This is a genomic window from Pseudomonas sp. GL_117 (assembly GCF_057835125.1).
On sequence record NZ_CM174418.1, the window covers coordinates 1,521,683 to 1,543,316 of the forward strand.

19 protein-coding genes are annotated in these 21,634 nt (G+C 59.7%); 14 read left to right on the forward strand and 5 right to left on the reverse strand.

The window, feature by feature from the left end; genetic code table 11:
- Positions 1-23 precede the first annotated feature (23 nt).
- A complete protein-coding gene (gene dapD / locus AC3ISR_RS06805; protein WP_192299357.1) occupies positions 24-1,058 on the reverse strand; it encodes a 2,3,4,5-tetrahydropyridine-2,6-dicarboxylate N-succinyltransferase in 1,035 nt (344 codons plus the stop codon).
- 33 nt (positions 1,059-1,091) lie between these two features.
- Entirely contained in the window at positions 1,092-1,400 is a 309-nt protein-coding gene (locus tag AC3ISR_RS06810; RefSeq protein ID WP_229999207.1) for an arsenate reductase, read from the reverse strand.
- A gap of 269 nt (positions 1,401-1,669) precedes the next feature.
- On the opposite strand from AC3ISR_RS06810, the gene AC3ISR_RS06815 reads away from it, so the two are divergent.
- Positions 1,670-3,313 (forward strand): Na+/H+ antiporter, encoded by a 1,644-nt coding sequence (locus AC3ISR_RS06815; RefSeq protein ID WP_192299356.1) that lies wholly within the window; start codon positions 1,670-1,672, stop codon positions 3,311-3,313.
- Between the two features lie 153 nt (positions 3,314-3,466).
- Here AC3ISR_RS06815 and dapC read toward each other — a convergent pair whose 3' ends face one another.
- The 3 genes from dapC to map all read right to left on the reverse strand — a co-directional run bounded on the left by dapC (position 3,467) and on the right by map (position 8,375).
- Entirely contained in the window at positions 3,467-4,666 is a 1,200-nt protein-coding gene (gene dapC / locus AC3ISR_RS06820) for a succinyldiaminopimelate transaminase (RefSeq protein WP_489324666.1), read from the reverse strand.
- A 143-nt stretch (positions 4,667-4,809) separates the two neighbouring features.
- Positions 4,810-7,512, reverse strand: a complete 2,703-nt coding sequence (locus AC3ISR_RS06825) for a [protein-PII] uridylyltransferase (protein WP_192299354.1) — start codon at positions 7,510-7,512, stop codon at positions 4,810-4,812.
- A 74-nt stretch (positions 7,513-7,586) separates the two neighbouring features.
- Positions 7,587-8,375: a type I methionyl aminopeptidase gene (gene map, locus AC3ISR_RS06830; protein ID WP_135287993.1), complete on the reverse strand. Its 789-nt coding sequence runs from the start codon at positions 8,373-8,375 to the stop codon at positions 7,587-7,589.
- A 387-nt stretch (positions 8,376-8,762) separates the two neighbouring features.
- On the opposite strand from map, the gene rpsB reads away from it, so the two are divergent.
- The 13 genes from rpsB to lpxA all read left to right on the forward strand — a co-directional run bounded on the left by rpsB (position 8,763) and on the right by lpxA (position 21,632).
- Positions 8,763-9,500 carry a 30S ribosomal protein S2 gene (gene rpsB / locus AC3ISR_RS06835; RefSeq protein WP_003189158.1) on the forward strand — a complete coding sequence of 246 codons (738 nt, stop codon included), beginning with the start codon at positions 8,763-8,765 and terminating at the stop codon, positions 9,498-9,500.
- Positions 9,501-9,692: 192 nt separating this feature from the next.
- Positions 9,693-10,556: a translation elongation factor Ts gene (tsf, locus tag AC3ISR_RS06840; RefSeq protein WP_017739118.1), complete on the forward strand. Its 864-nt coding sequence runs from the start codon at positions 9,693-9,695 to the stop codon at positions 10,554-10,556.
- A gap of 209 nt (positions 10,557-10,765) precedes the next feature.
- Positions 10,766-11,509, forward strand: coding sequence for a UMP kinase (gene pyrH / locus AC3ISR_RS06845; protein WP_003189161.1), 744 nt, complete (start codon positions 10,766-10,768; stop codon positions 11,507-11,509).
- Complete coding sequence (frr, locus tag AC3ISR_RS06850) at positions 11,506-12,063, forward strand: ribosome recycling factor (RefSeq protein WP_192299353.1); 558 nt, start codon at positions 11,506-11,508, stop codon at positions 12,061-12,063. Before pyrH ends, frr begins: the two co-directional genes overlap by 4 nt.
- A 17-nt stretch (positions 12,064-12,080) precedes the next feature.
- Complete coding sequence (gene uppS / locus AC3ISR_RS06855; protein ID WP_192299352.1) at positions 12,081-12,836, forward strand: polyprenyl diphosphate synthase; 756 nt, start codon at positions 12,081-12,083, stop codon at positions 12,834-12,836.
- Positions 12,837-13,643, forward strand: coding sequence for a phosphatidate cytidylyltransferase (locus AC3ISR_RS06860; RefSeq protein WP_489324667.1), 807 nt, complete (start codon positions 12,837-12,839; stop codon positions 13,641-13,643). It abuts the gene before it with no gap.
- Positions 13,640-14,830, forward strand: coding sequence for a 1-deoxy-D-xylulose-5-phosphate reductoisomerase (gene ispC / locus AC3ISR_RS06865; RefSeq protein WP_489324668.1), 1,191 nt, complete (start codon positions 13,640-13,642; stop codon positions 14,828-14,830). Before AC3ISR_RS06860 ends, ispC begins: the two co-directional genes overlap by 4 nt.
- 53 nt (positions 14,831-14,883) lie before the next feature.
- Positions 14,884-16,236, forward strand: coding sequence for a sigma E protease regulator RseP (rseP, locus tag AC3ISR_RS06870; RefSeq protein WP_489324669.1), 1,353 nt, complete (start codon positions 14,884-14,886; stop codon positions 16,234-16,236).
- Between the two features lie 74 nt (positions 16,237-16,310).
- Positions 16,311-18,698, forward strand: coding sequence for an outer membrane protein assembly factor BamA (bamA, locus tag AC3ISR_RS06875; protein ID WP_226455871.1), 2,388 nt, complete (start codon positions 16,311-16,313; stop codon positions 18,696-18,698).
- 45 nt (positions 18,699-18,743) lie between these two features.
- Positions 18,744-19,247: an OmpH/Skp family outer membrane protein gene (locus AC3ISR_RS06880; protein ID WP_003172279.1), complete on the forward strand. Its 504-nt coding sequence runs from the start codon at positions 18,744-18,746 to the stop codon at positions 19,245-19,247.
- Between the two features lie 3 nt (positions 19,248-19,250).
- On the forward strand, positions 19,251-20,306 hold the full coding sequence (lpxD, locus tag AC3ISR_RS06885; protein ID WP_463984542.1) for a UDP-3-O-(3-hydroxymyristoyl)glucosamine N-acyltransferase: 1,056 nt from the start codon (positions 19,251-19,253) through the stop codon (positions 20,304-20,306).
- 112 nt (positions 20,307-20,418) lie between these two features.
- Positions 20,419-20,859, forward strand: coding sequence for a 3-hydroxyacyl-ACP dehydratase FabZ (fabZ, locus tag AC3ISR_RS06890; protein ID WP_003172281.1), 441 nt, complete (start codon positions 20,419-20,421; stop codon positions 20,857-20,859).
- Entirely contained in the window at positions 20,856-21,632 is a 777-nt protein-coding gene (lpxA, locus tag AC3ISR_RS06895) for an acyl-ACP--UDP-N-acetylglucosamine O-acyltransferase (protein WP_463984543.1), read from the forward strand. Before fabZ ends, lpxA begins: the two co-directional genes overlap by 4 nt.
- Positions 21,633-21,634: the final 2 nt, after the last annotated feature.

A 21,634-nucleotide genomic window follows, 5' to 3' on the forward strand; every position in this document is an offset into this window, starting at 1 on the left:
CGCTAGTGGCATCGAGTGGCTGCTTAGTTGTGAGCGTGCAGCGCTTCGTTCAGTTCGATGGCCGATTTGTGGGTTTTGCACTCCACGGCACCGGTCTCGGAGTTGCGGCGGAACAGCAGGTCCGGCTGGCCGGCCAGATCACGCGCCTTGACCACCTTGACCAGTTGGTTCTGCTCGTCCAGCAGCGCGACCTTGGTCCCGGCGGTGACGTACAGGCCCGATTCCACGGTGTTGCGGTCGCCCAACGGGATACCGATACCGGCGTTCGCGCCGATCAGGCAGCCTTCGCCCACCTTGATCACGATGTTGCCGCCGCCCGACAGGGTACCCATGGTGGAGCAACCGCCGCCCAGGTCGGAACCCTTGCCGACAAACACGCCAGCCGACACACGGCCTTCGATCATGCCCGGGCCTTCGGTGCCGGCGTTGAAGTTGACGAAGCCTTCGTGCATCACGGTGGTGCCTTCGCCCACGTAGGCGCCGAGGCGGATCCGCGCGGCGTCAGCGATACGCACGCCGGTCGGGACCACGTAGTCGGTCATTTTCGGGAACTTGTCCACCGAGAACACTTCCAGCAGCTCGCCACGCAGGCGGGCTTCCAGCTGGCGCTCTGGCAGTTCGCCGAGATCGATCGCGCCCTGGCTGGTCCACGCCACGTTCGGCAGCTGCGGGAACACACCGGCCAGGCTCAGGCCGTGGGGCTTGACCAGGCGATGGGACAGCAGGTGCAGCTTGAGGTAGGCCTCAGGCGTGGAGGTCAGCGCGGCATCTTCAGCCAGCAGGGTGGCGACCAGCGGGGTGTGGCTTTCAGCCAGGCGATTGAGCAGTGCAGCCTGGGTGGCGTCGACGTTCTTGAGTGCATCGGCCAGTTGCAGCGCCTGGCTGATGGTGAAGGTGATCGCCTGGTTGCCTTCGGTGTAGCCGAGGATCGGCGCGATGGCGGCGACGATCTCTGCCGACGGGTTGAGCAGCGGTTGTGCGTAAAACACTTCCAGCCAAGCACCTTGGCGGTTCTGAGTGCCGACGCCGAAGCCCAGGCTGAACAGGGAATTGGACATGCTGTTACCTCTACAAAAATGGAAAGGGCTGGCCTACTTGAGGGCCGCCGAATAGCTATCTGGCTTGAAGCCAATCAGGGTTCTGTCACCGAGATCGAGCACCGGGCGCTTGATCATCGAGGGTTGTGCGAGCATCAATTCAATGGCTTTCGACTGATCGAGATCGGCTTTGCGTTCGTCTTCGAGTTTGCGAAAGGTGGTGCCCGCACGGTTCAAAACCACCTGCCAACCGTGCTCATTGCACCATTGGGTCAAGTGTTCACGGTCGATACCGGCCGTTTTGTAGTCGTGGAACTCGTAGCTCACCCCATGCTCATCGAGCCAGGTGCGCGCCTTTTTCATGGTGTCGCAGGCTTTGATGCCGAAAAGGTGCAAGGTTTTGCTTGAAACGGTCAAGGAATTGCCCCCCTTTGGACCAATGAAAACGCAAGATCACGGATTATGCCACGACCGGCGGCCTGTGGTGCCGCTCGTCATGCCAGCGTGCGACTTATGTGCAAATGCCGGGCGGCAGCCGAGGCAGGTAACATAGCTGGCTAATATGGCACTTCAAGGGCGCGGCATTGCCTTATGTGTTTCATAGCAAGTCGATTGTCCGGGAACCCCGCGTTATGCAAACCGCCTATACCGTTCTAATCATGCTGATGCTGGTCAGCGTTTCGCGTCTGGTCGGGCGTGTCATTCCTTTGCCGTTGCCCTTGGTGCAGATCGGCGCAGGCGCCTTGCTGGCCTGGCCGACGCTGGGGTTGCATGTGGCGCTTGACCCGGAGTTGTTCCTGTTTCTGTTCCTGCCGCCGCTGTTGTTTTCCGATGGCTGGCGCATGCCCAAGCGTGAGTTGTGGCGGCTGCGCGGGCCGATCCTGACGTTGGCGGTGGGGCTGGTGCTGTTTACCGTGGTCGGTGCCGGTTACTTCATTCATTGGCTTTTGCCTACGATCCCACTGCCTGTGGCCTTCGCCCTGGCGGCAGTGCTGTCGCCGACGGATGCCGTGGCAGTGTCGGCCATTTCCCAGAATCGTTTGCCCACGCCGTTGATGCATATGCTTCAGGGTGAGGCCTTGATGAATGATGCTTCGGGCCTGGTGACGTTCAAGTTCGCCCTGGCTGCGGCGTTGACCGGAGTGTTTTCCCTGGCGGATGCCGGCCTCACGTTTGTGTTGGTGGCCGCCGGCGGCTTGGCCGTTGGCGTGGCGTTGAGCTGGCTGGTCGGTCGCTTGCGTGCGTGGATGATCGCGCGGGGTTGGGACGACCCGGCGACTCACGTGGTGTTCATGCTGCTGCTGCCCTTCGCCGCGTATGTGCTGGCTGAGCGTTTGGGTGCATCGGGGATTCTCTCGGCGGTGGCAGCGGGCATGATGCAAAGCTGGCTCGACCTGTTGCCGCGCCAGACCAGTACGCGCTTGCTCAATCGCAGCGTCTGGTCGCTGTTGGAGTTTGCTTTCAACGGCTTGATCTTCCTGCTGCTGGGCTTGCAACTGCCGGACATCATCAAGGCGGTGGTCAGTCATGAGCCGACGCTGTGGCCGACGTTGTTGTATCGCTGCCTGGACGTGATCGCGATCTTCCTGGTGTTGCTGGTGCTGCGATTTATCTGGGTGCAGAGCATCTGGCGGCTGTCGGGTTTGTTGCGCAGGCTGCGTGGGAAAAGTGAGCTGACCCTGGTGCCGACCGCGCGCTCATGCTGGCTTCTGACGGTCGGCGGTGTGCGGGGGGCGGTGACCCTGGCGGGTGTGATGTCGGTGCCGTTGCTGCTGGCGCCTGGCCAGGCCTTCCCTGAACGCGACTTGCTGATCTTTATCGCCGCTGGCGTGATCCTGCTGTCGCTGGTCGCCGCCTGCATCGCCTTGCCGCTGTTGTTGCGCGGCATCGAAAAGAGCCCCGATGAAAAGCGCCACAACGAGGTTCGCGAGGCCTGGAAGAAAACCGCCGTGGCCGCGATCCATGCCTTGGAAGCCGAAGAGCCTGTGGAAAGCGACAATCAGGACGCCGCCCAGGCCGCGCTTGCTGCTGAGTTGAAGGCACGCCTGATGTCGGAGTATCGCCACCAGTTGGACGTGTTCAACGATTCGGCCGAAGCCCAGGCGCTGGCGCAGCAAATGGACCTGCTGGAGCGCAAATTGCGCCTCAAGGCCCTGCGTGCGCAGCGCTTGGAGTTGTACAGCTTGAGCCGTCATCACCAGATTGGCGATGACGTGTTGAGGGAGGTGTTGGCGGAGTTGGATATGAGTGAGGCGAATCTGGGGGCGTTGAAATAGGGCGCCAGTGCGGCGCTATCGGTTTTTGGATTCGGAACCCTGTCATGGCGGTAATTGAAGGAAAAGTTCAGGCGAGGTTGTGGCTGAATGAATTTTGCGCAGTAGGAAATGTATCTATACCCGCACTGCATTGCGCAGTGCGGGCGTGTTTCATTACTGACGACCTTGAATAAACCCGCGAATCCGCTCCGCCGCTTCCACACACTCGGCCAACGGCGCAACCAGCGCCAGGCGCACACGCCCGGCGCCTGGGTTGAAACCGTCCACTTCCCGCGACAGGTATGAGCCCGGCACCACGGTCACGTGCTCTTGCACGAACAGGTCACGGCAGAACGCCGCATCATCGCCCTTCACATTCGGCCACAGGTAGAAACCACCGTCCGGGCTTTGCACGTCCAGCACTGGCTTGAGGATGGCCAGCACGGCGTCGAACTTCTCGCGGTACAGGTCACGGTTGGCCTGTACGTGGGCTTCGTCCTGCCAGGCGGCAATGCTGGCCAACTGGGTTTGCACCGGCATCGCGCAGCCGTGGTAGGTGCGGTACAGGAGGAAGGCCTTGAGGATGTCGGCGTCGCCGGCCACGAAGCCGGAGCGCAGGCCGGGCAGGTTGGAGCGCTTGGACAGGCTGTGGAATACCACGCAGCGCTTGAAGTCCTGGCGGCCCAGTTCGACGCAGGCGCTCAACAGGCCCGGCGGCGGGGTCTGTTCGTCGAAGTACAGCTCGCTGTAGCACTCGTCGGCGGCGATCACGAAGTCGTATTCGTCGGCCAGGGCGATGAGCTTCTTCAGTGTGTCGACCGGGATCAGCGCACCGGTCGGGTTGCCGGGGGAGCACAGGAACAGGATCTGGCAGCGTTTCCAGATGTCCGGGGTCACGGCGTCGAAGTCCGGGTTGAAGCCGTTGGCATCCAGGCATGGCAGGTAATGCGGCTTGGCCCCGGCCAGGAACGCAGCGCCTTCGTAGATCTGGTAGAACGGGTTCGGGCTGACCACCAGCGCGTCGTCGCCACGGTTGACCACGGTCTGGGTGAAGGCGAACAGCGCTTCACGGGTGCCGTTGACCGGCAGGATATTGCGTGCCGGGTCGAGCCAGCCCTTGGGCACGTCGAAGCGGCGTTCGCACCAGGCGCCGATGGCCTCGCGCAGGGCCGGGATGCCCAGGGTGGTTGGGTAGACGGCCATCTGATCGAGGTTGTCGGCCAGGGCCTTGGCCACGAATTGCGGGGACTTGTGCTTGGGTTCGCCGATGGACAGCGCAATCGGGCGCTTGTCCGGGTTCGGCGTGACGCTGCCGAGCAGGGCGCGCAGTTTCTCGAACGGGTAGGGTTGCAACTGGTTCAGGGCGTTGTTCATGTAAGCCTCTATCACGGTGAGCACCGAACCTGTGGGAGCTGGCTTGCCTGCGATCGCATCGCCGCCAGTCATCTGTTGCACCGCGGCGCCCGCATCGCAGGCAAGCCAGCTCCCACAGGGATCGTGTTCACAAAGTTAACAATTCAAATGGTCAGGCGCGTCAGTTCGACGCCGGGCTCCTGGGGCACGCTCAGTTGCTGGACGATGGCTTCCTGCAAGCGCAGGCACAGCTCAGGGTCGGACAGCGGCTGGTTGTCGGCGTCGGTGATGAAGAACACGTCTTCCACGCGCTCACCAAGGGTCGCAATCTTGGCGTTCTGCAGCGACAGGTCGAACTCCAGGAATATCCCGCCGATGCGTGCCAGCAGGCCTGGACGGTCCGGCGCGCTGAGTTCCAGCACCGTGACCGGGCGCTGGGCGTCGTTGGAAATGGTCACCTGGGGCGCAAACGCAAAGTGTTTGAGCTGGCGCGGCACCCGGCGCTGGATGATGGTCGGGTAGTCGTCCGGGTTGCGCAGGGCCTCGGTCAGGCCTTCGCGGATTTTTTTCACCCGTGCCGGGTTGTCGCCGATGGACTCGCCTTCGGTGTCGAGCACGATGTAGGTGTCGAGGGTGAACTGGCTGCTGGAGGTGATCACTCGCGCGTCATGGATGTTCAGGTTGAGCTGGTCCATGGCCGCCACGGTCACGGCAAAGAAGTCGTGCTGGTCCGGCGCGTAGATGAAGATCTGCGTACCGCCTTCGAATTCGCGTTGGGTGGTTTCCTTGATCAACACCAGCGGGCCGCCATCGGCCGGCTGCTGCAGGATCGCGTCACTGTGCCAGGCCACGTCGCCGGCGGTGTGGCGCAGGAAGTAATCGTCGCCCAGTTGCGACCACAGTTGCTCGACGTCGTCCGGGTCATTGCCGCCACGTACCAGGATGTCCAGCGCCGCGCTTTGGGTGCGGCGGATCTGTTCTTCGCGGTCGACCGGGTTTTCCAGACCGCGGCGCAAGGCACGCTTGGTCTCGGTGTAGAGCTGGCGCAACAGGCTGGCGCGCCAGGAGTTCCACAGGGTCGGGTTGGTGGCGTTGATGTCGGAGACGGTCAGCACGTACAGGTAGTCGAGGCGGGTTTCATCGCCGACGATGCCAGCGAAATCGTGGATCACCTGCGGGTCGGACAAGTCCTTGCGCTGGGCGGTGGTCGACATCACCAGGTGGTTTTGCACCAGCCAGACGATCAGGCGGCTGTCCCACAGCGGCAACTGGTGGCGCTGGCAGAACGCCTCGGCGTCGACGGCGCCGACTTCCGAGTGATCGCCATGCCGACCTTTGCCGATGTCATGGTACAGGCCGGCCAGGTAGATCAGTTCGGGCTTGGGCAGCTTGGCCATCAGCTTACTGGCCAACGGGAATTTCTCTGATACCTGGGTGTACTGCAACTTACGCAGGTGCTTGATCAGGTTCAGGGTGTGGGCGTCCACGGTGTAGATGTGGAACAGGTCGTGCTGCATCTGCCCGACGATAAAACCGAACTCCGGCAGGTAGCGCCCGAGGATGCCGTAACGGTTCATCCGGCGCAGGTTGCGGTGGATGCCGATCTTGCACTTGAACAGCTCGATAAACAGGCTGGTGTTGCGGATGTCGTTGCGGAACTCGTCGTCGATCAGGTGACGGTTCTCCCGCAGCAGGCGGATGGTGTCGGCGCGCACGCCTTTGATTTCCGGCTGTTGGGCCATCAGCACGAAGATTTCCAGCATGGCGAACGGCGTGCGCCGGAACACGTTGTCGTTGCGGGCCTCGATATAGCCATCGTGCAGCTGAAAGCGCGCATTGATCGGCTGCGGCGGCGCTTCGTCCTCGGGAGCCAGGATCACCTCTTCGAAGTGCTGGATGATCAGGTCGCTGAGCTGGGCAATGCTCATGACTACCCGGTAGTACTGCTGCATGAAGCTTTCGATGCTGGTCTTCGCGTCCTCGCCCTCAAAGCCCAGCAGGGTGGCGATGGAGCGTTGATGGTCGAACAACAGGCGGTCTTCGGAGCGCCCGGCGAGCATGTGCAGGGCGTAGCGCACTTTCCACAGGAATTCCTGGGACGAGGCCAGCAGGGCGTTTTCGCTCTCTACCAGGAAGCCTTCGCCAGCCAGGGCGCGCAGGTTCAGGGTGCCGTACTGGCGACGGGCTACCCACAGAATCGTCTGGATGTCCCGCAGCCCGCCGGGCGAGCCTTTGACGTTGGGTTCCAGGTTGTATTCGGTGTCGTTGTACTTGTGGTGGCGGGCTTTTTGTTCGGCGCGCTTGGCGAGGAAAAAATCCTTGCTCGGCCACATGTGCGCCGTGCTGGTGACTTCGAGCATGCGTTGGCGCAAGCGCTCGGGGCCGGCGATGGTGCGGCTTTCCATCAGGTTGGTGATGACGGTGAGGTCGGCGCGGGCCTCTTCGGCGCATTCGTCGACGGAGCGCACGCTCTGGCCGACTTCCAGGCCGATGTCCCACAGCAGCGTCAGAAAGCGCTCGATGGAATCGCGAAAGATCTCATGGTCGGCGCTGTCCAGCAGGATCAGCAGGTCGATGTCGGAGTAGGGGTGCAGCTCCCCACGACCATAGCCGCCGACGGCCACCAGGGCGATGTCGGCGTCTTCGCTCCAGTTGAACTGCTCCCAGGCCTTTTGCAGGATGTTGTCGACGAACCAGGCGCGATCTTCGATCAGCCGGCGAATATCGCGACCGTTGCGAAAGCGCTCATCGAGCACCTCGCGGGCCTGGCGGATCGCCTTCTTGAAGGCGGCAATGGGGCTTGCCTTCAGGGCCAGTTCGGCCTGGAACTGGCCACGGTCGAAGAGTTCGGGATCCACCTGGGGCATCGATCGGCTTTCCTTTCTATCTATTCAGTCAGTCACAACACGCTGTGGGAAAACCTGAGCAACCCTGCTTATACCTAAACGGCAGCCGAAACGCGTGGGATCGTGTCGTCGGCGCGCAGGGTGAAGATCTCGTAGCCGGTTTCCGTGACCAGCAGGGTGTGTTCCCACTGGGCCGAGAGCTTGCGGTCCTTGGTAATGGCGGTCCAGCCGTCGCCCAGTACCTTGGTGTCGGCCTTGCCCTGGTTGATCATCGGCTCGATGGTGAAGGTCATGCCGGCCTTCAGTTCCATGCCGGTGCCGGCGCGGCCGTAGTGCAGGATCTGCGGTTCTTCGTGGAACACAGTGCCGATACCGTGGCCGCAGAATTCGCGGACCACCGAGAAGCCGTTCTTTTCCGCGTGCTTCTGGATCACTTCACCGATGTCGCCCAGGCGGCAGCCTGGCTTGACGATTTCGATGGCCTTGTACATGCATTCCTGGGTGACCTGGGACAGGCGCTCGGCCCAGACCGGCACGGTGCCGACGTGGAACATGCGGCTGGTGTCGCCGAAGTAGCGGTCCTTGATCACGGTGACGTCGATGTTCAGGGTGTCGCCGTCCTTCAACGGTTTGTCGCCCGGAATCCCGTGGCAGACCACGTGGTTGACCGAGGTGCAGATCGACTTGGGGAAACCCTTGTAGTTCAGTGGCGCGGGGATGGCGCCCTGCACGTTGACTATATAGTCGTGGCAGATCTGGTTCAGGGTTTCGGTGGTGACGCCGGGCTTGACGTGTTCTGCAATCATTTCCAGCACGTCGGCAGCCAGTTTGCCGGCGATGCGCATGCCAGCAATGTCTTCGGCGGTTTTCAAACTAACGGTCATACAGGCTCTCTCTAGCGCGACGCGCTGAAATCAATACGGTTCACGGGCGTGCGACAAAAGGTTACAGAATTCGCACAAGCCCCAAAAAACGCGATTCTAACAGACGCTGGCGTCAAATCATGAGCCCCTGATGATCGCTTCTCTCTATAAGGTAGGGTGATGTTGGCTCTATTCAAGGGCTTGGGTAAATGCGCTGGGCGGCAAATGTGATTGCGGGTTTCGTTTTCGTCGATGCTGTGGTATAAAATGCGCCGCTTTCCGGGGATACCCCGCAAAGCTTAAATCCACACACGTGTCGACACGATGACCTGGGTGCCGGAGGCCTTGATGCCGCTGGTTGGTCATTGGGATACGTGGAGGCCAAACCCGACTTATTAAGGAACTATCATGTCCCAAGTCAACATGCGCGATATGCTGAAGGCCGGTGTGCACTTCGGTCACCAGACCCGTTACTGGAACCCGAAAATGGGTAAATACATTTTCGGCGCACGTAACAAGATCCACATCATCAACCTTGAAAAAACCCTGCCAATGTTCAACGAAGCTCTGACTTTCGTAGAGCGTCTGGCCCAGGGCAAAAACAAGATTCTGTTCGTCGGCACCAAGCGTTCCGCTGGCAAGATCGTTGCTGAAGAAGCAGCACGTTGCGGTTCGCCGTACGTCGATCACCGCTGGTTGGGCGGCATGCTGACCAACTTCAAAACCATCCGTGCTTCCATCAAGCGTCTGCGTGACCTTGAAGTGCAAGCCGAAGACGGTACTTTCGCCAAGCTGACCAAGAAAGAAGCGCTGATGCGCTCCCGTGACCTGGAAAAGCTCGATCGTTCCCTGGGTGGTATCAAGGACATGGGCGGTCTGCCTGACGCACTGTTCGTTATCGACGTTGATCACGAGCGCATCGCGATCACCGAAGCCAACAAGCTGGGCATCCCTGTTATCGGCGTAGTCGATACCAACAGCAGCCCGGAAGGCGTTGACTACATCATCCCAGGCAACGATGACGCAATCCGCGCTATCCAGCTGTACATGGGTTCGATGGCTGACGCTGTAATCCGTGGTCGCAACCACGTTGCTGGTGGTACCGAGCAGTTCGTTGAAGAAGCTCCGGTAGCCGCAGCTGAGTAATTGACGCCCTGGCGTTGACTCAGTAAGCAAAAAGGGGGCTTGGCCCCCTTTTTGCCACCTCGAAAACCATTTGTCGGCAGCGCAGCTACATCATCTGTAACGTGCAGCGGCCTACAAAGGTGGTTCGGGAAGAATTGATCCCCCGTTCGATCGGGTGGAATGGTTGAAAACCTATCCAAGAGGAATTTGAAAATGGCAGCAATTACTGCAGCGTTGGTTAAAGAACTGCGTGAGCGTACCGGCGAAGGCATGATGGATTGCAAGAAAGCCCTGGAAAAGGCTGACGGCGACATCGAAAAAGCCATTGATGACATGCGTGCTTCCGGCGCCATCAAGGCTGCCAAGAAAGCAGGCAACGTAGCTGCTGAAGGCGCGATCGCTCTGAAAGAAGACGGCAAATCCGCCGTTCTGCTGGAAGTGAACTCGCAGACCGACTTCCTGGCTCTGCAAGATGACTTCAAGGCATTCGTTGCTGCCAGCGTTGAAAAAGCATTCGCTGACAAGCTGACTACCGTTGAGCCTCTGATCGAAGCTCAAGAAGCTGCTCGCCTGGTACTGGTCGGCAAGGTTGGCGAAAACGTCAACATCCGTCGCCTGGTTCGCGTTGAAGGTGATGTTGTTGGTGGTTACCTGCACGGCAACAAGATCGGTGTTGCAGTTGTCCTGAAAGGCGGCAACGTCGAGCTGGCCAAAGACATCGCCATGCACGTAGCAGCCAGCAACCCTGAGTTCCTGCTGCCTTCGGAAGTTTCTGCCGAAGCGATCGAGCGTGAAAAAGCTGTGTTCCTGCAGCTGAACGAAGAAAAAATCAAAGGCAAGCCAGAAAACATTGTTGAGAACATGGTCAAAGGCCGTATCAGCAAGTTCCTGGCCGAAGCAAGCCTGGTTGAGCAGGCGTTCGTCAAGAACCCTGAAATCAAGGTTGGCGAACTGGCCAAGAAAGCCGGTGCAGAAATCGTTTCCTTCACTTACTTCAAAGTAGGCGAAGGCATCGAGAAGCCGGTCGACAACTTCGCTGAAGAAGTTGCTGCCCAGCTGGCTGCCGCCAAGCAATAAGACAGTTTTCAACTGTCGCCCGAAAGAGGCTGCCCGCTCACGCGCGCAGCCTCTTTTCAAATGGGAAGGCCAATTTTATTTGGATTCCCTTCGGAACTGGCTTACAAAGCCGTGTTCCGATGGCGCTGTGAGAGCGTCCAGCTAGAGTGAACGCAAGCCGTAAACGGCTCGCCAAGAATTTTTAAAATACGCCGCAGGAGAGATTCGCAATGGCTCAGCAGGGCAGTGGTTATCAGGCTCGCTATAAACGCATTCTACTCAAGCTCAGCGGCGAGGCCCTGATGGGCTCGGAAGAGTTCGGGATCGATCCCAAGGTGCTCGACCGCATGGCGCTGGAAGTCGGCCAATTGGTTGGCATCGGTGTGCAGGTCGGCCTGGTGATTGGTGGCGGTAACCTGTTCCGCGGCGCGGCACTGAGTGCGGCGGGTATGGATCGGGTCACTGGCGACCACATGGGCATGCTGGCTACTGTGATGAACGCCCTGGCCATGCGCGACGCCCTTGAGCGTGCCAATATCTCGGCTATCGTGATGTCGGCTATTTCCATGGTTGGCGTGACTGATCACTATGATCGCCGCAAAGCCATGCGCCACCTGAACTCCAAGGAAGTGGTGATCTTTGCCGCCGGCACGGGTAACCCGTTCTTCACCACCGATTCGGCTGCGTGCCTGCGCGCGATCGAAATCGACGCCGACGTCGTGCTGAAGGCGACCAAGGTCGATGGCGTATACACTGCAGATCCATTCAAAGACCCGCATGCCGAGAAGTTCGATCATCTGACCTACGATGAAGTGCTGGATCGCAAGCTGGGTGTGATGGACCTGACGGCTATTTGCCTGTGCCGCGACCACAAGATGCCGCTGCGCGTATTTAACATGAACAAGCCCGGCGCCCTGCTGAATATCGTACACGGCGGCGCTGAAGGGACTCTGATCGAGGAAGGCCAACAATGATCAACGAAATCAAGAAAGACGCCCAGGCGCGTATGCAAAAATCCCTGGAATCCCTGAGCCACGCATTCGGCCAGATTCGCACCGGCAAGGCGCACCCGAGCATCCTGGGTAGCGTGATGGTGCCTTACTACGGTTCCGATACACCGATCAGCAGCGTCGCCAACATTACCGTTAAAGACTCGCGCACCCTGCAGGTCGTAGCGTTTGAGCGCAACATGCTGGGTGCTGTCGACAAGGCCATCCAGAGCGCCGGCCTGAACCTCAACCCGACCAACCTGGGCGAGTTGCTGTTGATCTCCATGCCGGCCCTGACTGAAGAAACCCGTAAGGGCTTCACCAAGCAGGCTCGCAGCGCCGCTGAAGATGCACGTGTAGCGGTGCGTAACATCCGTCGCGATGCCCTGGGTGAGCTGAAGAAGCTGGTCAAGGACAAGGAAATCAGCGAAGACGAAGAGCGTCGTGCCGTCGCTGACATCGACAAGCTGACCAAAGATGCCGAGGCCCAGATCACCAAGGCCACGGAAGAAAAAGAAAAGGACCTGATGGCCGTATAAGGGGTCAGGACGCCTTCATGGAAAAGACCAAGCAGACTGTACCTTCTGTGGTGCCGCGTCACGTCGCGATCATCATGGATGGGAATAATCGCTGGGCGAAAAAACGCTTTATGCCGGGTGTTGCCGGGCATAAAGCGGGTGTCGATGCGGTGCGGGCTGTGATTGAGGTGTGTGCCGAGGCCAAGGTCGAGGTATTGACCCTCTTTGCCTTCTCCAGTGAAAACTGGCAGCGCCCGGCCGATGAAGTCAGTGCCCTGATGGACCTGTTCTTCAAGGCCCTGCGTCGCGAAGCCAAGCGCCTCAACGACAACAACATCAGCCTGCGAATCATTGGTGACCGCTCACGGTTCCATCCGGAGTTGCAGGCGGCCATGCGCGAGGCTGAAGCCATTACTGCCGGCTCTGGCCGGTTTGTGCTGCAGATCGCTGCCAATTACGGCGGCCAGTGGGACATCGCCCAGGCCGCGCAACGCTTGGCCCGTGAAGTACAGGCCGGTCACCTGCGCCCGGACGACATCACGCCCGAGCTGTTGCAAACCTGCCTGGTGACCGGCGACCTGCCGTTGCCGGACTTGTGCATCCGTACCGGTGGCGAGCACCGCATCAGCAATTTCCTTCTGTGGCAATTGGCCTACACCGAGCTGTACTTCTCCGACCTGTTCTGGCCGGACTTCAAACACGATGCCATGCGCAATGCGCTGGCCGATTTCGCTTCCCGTCAGCGTCGCTTTGGTAAAACGAGCGAGCAGATCGAAGCTGGAGCCCGGGTTTAAATGCTTAAACAACGAATCATCACAGCACTGATCCTGCTGCCGATTGCCTTGTGTGGGTTTTTCCTGCTCGACGGTTCCGGCTTTGCGCTGTTTATCGGCCTGGTCGTGACCCTGGGAGCCTGGGAATGGGCGCGCCTGGCGGGTTTCAATGCTCAACTGCCGCGCGTGGTGTACGCCGCTGTCGTGGCGCTGCTGCTGTTCCTGATGTACATCCTGCCGGACATCGCACCCTGGGTGCTGGGGGCGGCGGTGTTGTGGTGGGCACTGGCGACGTTCCTGGTGCTGACCTATCCGCGTACCAGCAGCCAGTGGTCCAGCGTTGCCTGCAAGCTGGTGATCGGTTTGCTGATCCTGCTGCCGGCCTGGCAGGGGTTGGTAGAGATCAAGCGTTATCCCATTGGTAACTGGCTGATTCTGGCGGTAATGGTATTGGTGTGGGGCGCCGATATTGGTGCCTACTTCTCCGGTCGGGCCTTAGGCAAGCGCAAGCTGGCGCCAGCGGTCAGTCCCGGCAAAAGCTGGGAGGGCGTGTATGGTGGCCTGGCATTGACGCTGGTCATCACGCTGGTAGTCGGCCTCGTGCGTGACTGGTCGGTGCAGGAGATTTTCCTGGGCCTGCTGGGTACGGCCATCGTCGTCTTTATCTCGGTGGTGGGTGATCTCACCGAAAGCATGTTCAAGCGTCAGGCCGGGATCAAGGACAGCAGCAACCTGCTGCCGGGTCACGGCGGTGTGCTGGATCGTATTGACAGCCTGACCGCCGCCATTCCGATCTTTGCTGTGCTGTTGTGGATGATCGCTTCGTGAGCCGCCTGCAACAGGTGACCGTGCTGGGCGCCACCGGCTCGGTCGGGCTGAGCACCCTGGATGTGATCGCTCGTCATCCTGATCGTTACCAGGTGTTTGCCCTGACCGGCTTCTCGCGTTTGGCAGAACTGCTGGCCCTGTGTGTGCGCCATGCGCCTCGCTATGCCGTGGTGCCTGAGGCCGTCGCCGCGCGAGGCTTGCAGGATGATCTGCGGGCCGCGGGCCTGGCGACCGAGGTGTTGGTCGGAGAGGAAGGGCTGTGCCAGGTCTCGGCGGATGTCGAGGTAGACACCGTTGTGGCTGCCATCGTGGGGGCCGCGGGCCTGCGCCCAACCTTGGCGGCTGTCGACGCCGGCAAGAAGATCTTGTTGGCCAATAAAGAGGCGCTGGTGATGTCCGGCACACTCTTTATGCAGGCGGTGCGCAAGAGCGGTGCTGTGTTGCTGCCGCTCGACAGCGAGCACAATGCAATCTTCCAGTGCATGCCGGGTGATTTTGCCCGTGGCTTGAGCCAGGTCGGTGTGCGCCGGATTCTGCTGACTGCGTCCGGTGGCCCGTTCCGACAGACTCCGCTGGCCGAGTTGGAGCACGTTTCGCCTGACCAGGCGTGTGCCCATCCGAACTGGTCGATGGGGCGCAAGATCTCCGTTGACTCGGCGAGCATGATGAACAAGGGCCTTGAGTTGATCGAGGCGTGCTGGTTGTTCGATGCCAGGCCTGATCAGGTCGAGGTGGTGATTCACCCACAAAGTGTGATTCATTCCCTGGTCGATTATGTGGACGGTTCGGTATTGGCGCAGCTGGGTAACCCCGATATGCGCACGCCGATCGCCAACGCCCTGGCCTGGCCTGAGCGGATCGATTCCGGCGTGGCGCCGTTGGACCTGTTTGCCATTGCCCGCCTGGACTTCGAAGCACCGGACGAGCAGCGTTTCCCTTGCCTGCGCCTGGCGCGGCAAGCGGCCGAGGCGGGTAACAGCGCGCCGGCGATGCTCAATGCGGCGAATGAAGTGGCTGTGGCGGCGTTTCTTGATGGGCGCATCCGCTTTCCGCAGATCGCGAGTATCATCGAGGACGTACTGGGTCTTGAGCCTGTGGTCGCTGTAAATGATTTGGCGGCAGTGTTCGAGGCTGATGCAAAGGCGCGGACCCTGGCCGAGCAATGGTTGAACCGCAACGCGCGTTAGTCTGCGGGCGCGTTTGAGCCTTCAGGCACTGGATTGGAATGCGGAGAAATTAGATGAGTGCGCTCTACATGATTGTCGGCACCCTGGTTGCTCTGGGCGTGCTGGTTACCTTCCACGAATTCGGCCACTTCTGGGTTGCGCGTCGTTGCGGCGTCAAGGTATTGCGCTTTTCCGTCGGTTTCGGCATGCCGTTGCTGCGCTGGCACGATCGCCAGGGCACCGAGTTCGTGATCGCGGCGATTCCGCTGGGCGGCTACGTCAAGATGCTTGATGAGCGCGAAGGCGAAGTGCCGGCCGATCAGTTGGACCAATCCTTCAATCGCAAGACCGTTCGTCAGCGTATTGCCATCGTTGCTGCCGGCCCGATCGCCAACTTCCTGCTGGCGATGTTTTTTTTCTGGGTCTTGGCCATGCTGGGCAGCGAGCAACTGCGTCCGATCATCGGTGCGGTCGAGGCGGACAGCATTGCGGCCAGGGCTGGCTTGACCAGCGGCCAGGAAATTGTTGCGATTGATGGCGAGCCAACCACGGGTTGGGGCGCGGTCAACCTGCAGTTGGTGCGTCGCCTGGGGGAGAGTGGCACCATCAATGTGGTGGTGCGTGAGCAGGACTCCACGGCCGAATCGCCACGTGAGCTCAAGCTGGACCGTTGGCTCCAGGGCGCGGATGAACCTGATCCGATCAAGTCCCTGGGGATTCGTCCGTGGCGTCCGAGCCTGCCGCCGGTCCTCGCCGAGCTGGACCCGAAAGGTCCGGCCCAGTCGGCCGGCCTGAAAACCGGCGACCGTTTGTTGGCGCTTGATGGTCAGGCGCTGGCCGATTGGCAGCAAGTGGTCGACCTGGTGCGTGTACGCCCTGATACCAAAATTATGCTGAAAGTTGAGCGCGAGGGTGCTCAAATCGATGTCCCCGTGACCCTGTCGGTGCGTGGGGAAGCCAAGGCGGCCGGGGGTTATCTGGGCGCCGGGGTGAAGAGTCCGGAGTGGCCGCCGTCGATGCTGCGCGAGGTCAGTTACGGGCCGGTGGCGGCGATTGGCGAGGGTGCGAAACGCACCTGGACCATGAGTGTGCTGACCCTCGAATCCCTGAAGAAAATGTTGTTCGGCGAGCTCTCGGTAAAAAACTTGAGTGGACCGATAACCATTGCTAAAGTGGCGGGCGCTTCTGCCCAGTCGGGTGTCGCGGATTTCCTGAATTTCCTGGCTTATCTGAGTATTAGCCTGGGGGTTCTGAATTTGCTGCCCATCCCAGTATTGGATGGGGGACATCTGTTGTTTTATCTGGTCGAGTGGGTGCGTGGTCGCCCCTTGTCGGATCGGGTGCAAGGTTGGGGGATACAGATCGGTATCAGTTTGGTGGTCGGGGTGATGTTGTTAGCCTTGGTCAACGATTTGGGACGTCTGTAACGCTTCGCTGAATTGCGAATCTGCCGCATTTTGCGGCAGTTTGTTTATTGCCAGTTGGAATAAGAAAGGACTTCATGAAACGTCTGCTGCTAACTGCGGTTCTCACCGTATTGATGATCGCCGAAGTTCACGCCGAGTCCTTCACCATCTCCGATATTCGCGTCAACGGCCTCCAGCGGGTATCCGCAGGTAGCGTCTTTGGTGCGTTGCCGTTGAACGTCGGGGAACAGGCTGATGACCGTCGCCTGGTGGAATCCACTCGTGCGCTGTTCAAAACCGGCTTCTTTCAAGATATCCAACTGGGTCGCGAAGGCAACGTCCTCGTTATCACCGTGGTCGAGCGACCTTCCGTCGCCAGTATCGAGATCGAGGGCAACAAGGCGATCTCCACTGAAGACCTGATGAAAGGCCTCAAGCAATCCGGCCTGGCCGAGGGCGAGATCTTCCAGCGTGCCACCCTTGAAGGTGTGCGTAACGAACTGCAACGCCAGTACGTTGCCCAGGGCCGCTACTCCGCGTCCGTGGAAACCGAAGTGATCCCGCAGCCTCGTAACCGTGTCGGCCTCAAGGTCAACATCAACGAAGGCACCGTGGCGGCCATTCAGCACATCAACGTGGTGGGCAACACCAAGTTCGCCGATGAAGACCTGATCGACCTGTTCGAACTGAAGACCACCAACTGGCTGTCTTTCTTCAAGAACGATGACAAGTACGCCCGCGAAAAACTCTCCGGTGACCTGGAGCGCCTGCGTTCCTACTACCTGGACCGTGGCTATATCAACATGGATATTGCCTCCACCCAGGTGTCCATCACCCCGGACAAGAAACACGTCTACATCACCGTCAACGTCAACGAAGGCGAGAAGTACAAGGTTCGTGACGTCAAGCTGAGCGGTGATCTGAAAGTTCCCGAAGATCAGGTCAAGGCCTTGCTGCTGGTGCAGAAGGACCAGGTGTTCTCGCGCAAGCTGATGACCACGACCTCCGAGCTGATCACCCGTCGCCTGGGCAACGAAGGCTATACCTTCGCCAACGTCAACGGCGTGCCGACCCCACATGATGATGACCACACCGTGGACATCACCTTTGTCGTCGACCCGGGCAAGCGTGCCTACGTGAACCGCATCAACTTCCGTGGCAACACCAAGTCTGCGGACGAAGTGCTGCGTCGTGAAATGCGTCAGATGGAAGGTGGCTGGGCGTCGACATACCTGATCGACCAGTCCAAGACCCGTCTTGAGCGCCTGGGCTTCTTTAAAGAGGTCAACGTCGAAACCCCGGCCGTGCCAGGTGTGGATGACCAGGTTGACGTGAACTACGCCGTAGAAGAACAAGCCTCGGGTTCGATCACCGCGAGTGTCGGCTTTGCACAGAGTGCCGGTCTGATCCTTGGTGGTTCGATTACCCAGAACAACTTCCTCGGTACCGGTAACAAGGTCTCCATCGGCCTGACCCGCAGCGAATACCAGAGCCGCTATAACTTCGGTTATGTCGACCCCTACTGGACTGCTGACGGTGTGAGCCTGGGTTACAACGCCTTCTACCGTACCACCGACTACAAAGACCTCGACGTTGACGTTGCAAGCTATGCGATCGACAGCCTGGGTGCTGGCGTGAACATCGGTTACCCAATCAGTGAGACCTCGCGTCTGACCTTCGGCCTGACCGCGCAACAGGATGAGATCAAGACCGGTGTCTACACCGTGGACGAAATCTTCGACTTCACCCGTCGTGAAGGCGACAAGTTCCTGAACTTCAAGGCGTCTGCCGGCTGGTCCGAGTCGACCCTGAACAAAGGTGTACTGGCAACCCGTGGCCACTCCCAGAGCCTGACCCTGGAAACCACCACGCCGGGCAGCGACCTGTCGTTCTTCAAACTCGACTACCGCGGCCAGTTGTTCCAGCCGTTGAGCGACAACTACACCATGCGCCTGCACACTGAGCTGGGCTACGGTGACGGTTATGGTTCCACCAATGGCCTGCCGTTCTACGAGAACTACTATGCGGGTGGCTTCAACTCCGTACGTGGTTTCAAAGACAGCACCCTGGGCCCGCGTGGTACGCCGAGCCGTGGTGTTGGTGTAACCGGTAACCAGGGCACTGTGGTCGACTCCGACAACAAGCCTCTGCCGTTCGGTGGTAACGTGTTGATTCAGGGTGGTGCGGAGATTCTGTTCCCGCTGCCGTTCGTCAAGGACCAGCGTTCGTTGCGTACTTCGGTATTCTGGGACGTGGGTAACGTATTCGATTCCAAGTGTGAGCAGATCACCAACCCAAGCGGCGTGAAATCTCAGACCCAGTGCAACGACGTGAGCCTGAGCAACCTGGCGAGCTCCGTTGGTGTGGGTGTGACTTGGGTGACTGCGCTTGGCCCATTGAGCTTTGCTCTGGCCATGCCGATCAAGAAACCGGATAACGCTGAAACCCAGATTTTCCAATTCTCCCTCGGCCAGACGTTCTAAGCGTCTGACCCAAGATAACGACAACGGATTCTGTAGGAGTACATCGTGCGTAAGTTGACTCAATTGGTTCTGCTGGCCACCGTGCTGGTAACCACCCCGGCCTTCGCCGAAATGAAAATCGCCGTCCTGAACTATCAGATGGCTCTGCTGGAATCCGATGCGGCCAAGAAGTACGCCGTGGATGCCGAGAAGAAATTCGGTCCGCAACTGACCAAGCTCAAGACCCTGGAAAGCAGTGCCAAGGGCATCCAGGATCGTCTGGTGGCTGGTGGCGACAAGATGCAGCAAGGCGAGCGCGAGCGTCTGGAGCTTGAATTCAAGCAAAAGGCCCGTGACTACCAGTTCCAATCCAAGGAACTGAACGAAGCCAAGGCCGTTGCCGACCGTGAAATGCTCAAGCAGCTGAAGCCGAAACTCGACAGCGCCGTGGAAGAAGTCATCAAGAAAGGTGCCTTTGACCTGGTGTTCGAACGCGGCGCCGTGATCGACGTCAAGCCTCAATACGACATCACCCGCCAGGTGATCGAGCGCATGAACCAGCTGAAGTAAGCCATGACCGCGACTATCAAGCTCGGCGAGTTGGCCGAGTTCCTGGGAGCCGCCTTGCGCGGCTCCCCGGAGAAAGAAATCACTGGGCTAGCCACCTTGCAGGAGGCTGGCCCAGCTCAGTTGAGCTTCCTCGCAAATCCCCAATACCGTAAATACCTGGTCGACAGCAGAGCCGCCGCCGTGTTGCTCAAAGCCGCTGATGCCGAAGGGTTTGCCGGGGACGCGCTGGTGGTGCCTGATCCGTACCTGGCCTACGCCAAGGCTTCGCACCTGTTCGATCCAAAACCCAAGGCGGCGGGCGGTGTTCATCCGTCGGCGGTAATTGCGGATGATGCCCAGGTTGATCCTGCGGCCAGCATTGGCGCCTTTGCGGTGGTCGAGAGTGGTGCGCGCATTGCTGCCGGTGTCACGGTCGGAGCCCATTGCTTTATCGGCGCGCGCTGCGTAATCGGCGCCGGTGGCTGGCTGGCCCCGCGCGTGACCCTGTACCACGATGTGCGTATTGGTGAGCGTGTAGTCATTCAGTCGGGTGCCGTGATCGGTGGCGAAGGCTTCGGGTTTGCCAACTCCAAAGGTGTCTGGCACAAGATTGCCCAGGTCGGCGGTGTGTTGATCGGCGACGATGTGGAAATCGGTGTGAACACTGCTGTCGATCGCGGGGCCTTGGCCGATACCGTGATCGGCAATGGCGTGAAGCTCGACAACCAGATCCAGATCGCCCACAACGTGCAGATCGGTGATCACACCGCCATGGCGGCGTGTGTCGGCATCTCCGGCAGCACCAAGATCGGCAAGCATTGCATGCTCGCCGGTGGCGTTGGGCTGGTGGGCCATATCGATATTTGCGACAACGTCTTCATTACCGGGATGACCATGGTGACCCACTCGATTACCGAGCCAGGCGCCTATTCCTCCGGTACGGCCATGCAGCCCGCAGCTGAATGGCGCAAGAGTGCAGCACGCTTGAGGCATCTGGACGACATGGCGCGACGCCTCAAACAGCTGGAAAAGCGTGTTGGTGACGTGACCCCTGGCGGTAATGTTTCATCAGAAGGCTGATACCATTTCCATATCAAGTGTGCACAGCCGCTAGACTTGCCTCCTTGATTTGCTAGCGGGGCGTGCTTTTAGTCCGCCCGCCCCCAATCTTTATTACAGGCTTCCCCCCGAAATGATGGACATCAACGAGATTCGCGAATACCTGCCTCACCGTTACCCGTTCCTGCTGGTGGACCGCGTAGTGGACCTCAATGTTGAGGAAAAGCGCATTCGTGCCTACAAGAATGTCAGCATCAACGAACCGTTCTTCAACGGTCACTTTCCTGCGCATCCAATCATGCCGGGCGTATTGATCATTGAAGCGATGGCCCAGGCTGCCGGTATCCTTGGTTTCAAAATGCTCGACCTCAAGCCTGCCGACGGCACGCTTTACTATTTTGTCGGTTCCGACAAATTGCGTTTCCGCAATCCGGTCACTCCGGGTGACCAGTTGATCCTGGAAGCCAAGTTCATCAGCTGCAAGCGCCAGATCTGGAAGTTTGAATGCCAGGCGTCGGTAGATGGCAAGCCGGTGTGCTCCGCCGAGATCATCTGCGCGGAACGCAAACTATGAGTTTGATTGACCCTCGCGCAATCATCGATCCGTCGGCCGTTCTGGCCGCCGACGTTGAGATCGGCCCTTGGTCGATCATCGGCGCAGGTGTTGAAATCGGCGAGGGGACTGTCATCGGGCCGCACGTGATCCTCAAGGGACCGACCCGCATTGGCAAACACAATCGCATCTACCAGTTTTCCTCGGTAGGCGAAGACACCCCGGACATGAAGTACAAGGGTGAAGAAACGCGCCTGGTAATCGGTGACCACAACATCATTCGTGAAGGTGTGACCATTCACCGTGGCACCGTTCAGGATCGTGCCGAGACCACGCTGGGTGATCACAACCTGATCATGGCCTATGCCCATATCGGCCATGACAGCGTGATCGGCAACCACTGCATCCTGGTCAACAACACCGCGTTGGCAGGCCACGTGCACGTTGATGATTGGGCGATCCTGTCCGGTTTCACTCTGGTGCATCAGTATTGCCATATCGGCGCCCACAGCTTTTCCGGCATGGGGACCGCCATCGGCAAGGACGTTCCGGCGTTCGTCACCGTGTTCGGCAACCCGGCCGAAGCCCGCAGCATGAACTTCGAGGGCATGCGCCGTCGTGGTTTCAGCGAAGAGGCGATCCACGCCCTGCGTCGCGCCTACAAGGTGGTCTACCGCCAGGGGCTCACCGTTGACCAAGCCTTGACCGAACTGGCCGAGCCGTCAGCGTTGTTCCCGGAAGTCGCGGTATTCCGTGACTCGATCCAGGCGTCGACCCGCGGCATCACCCGCTGATC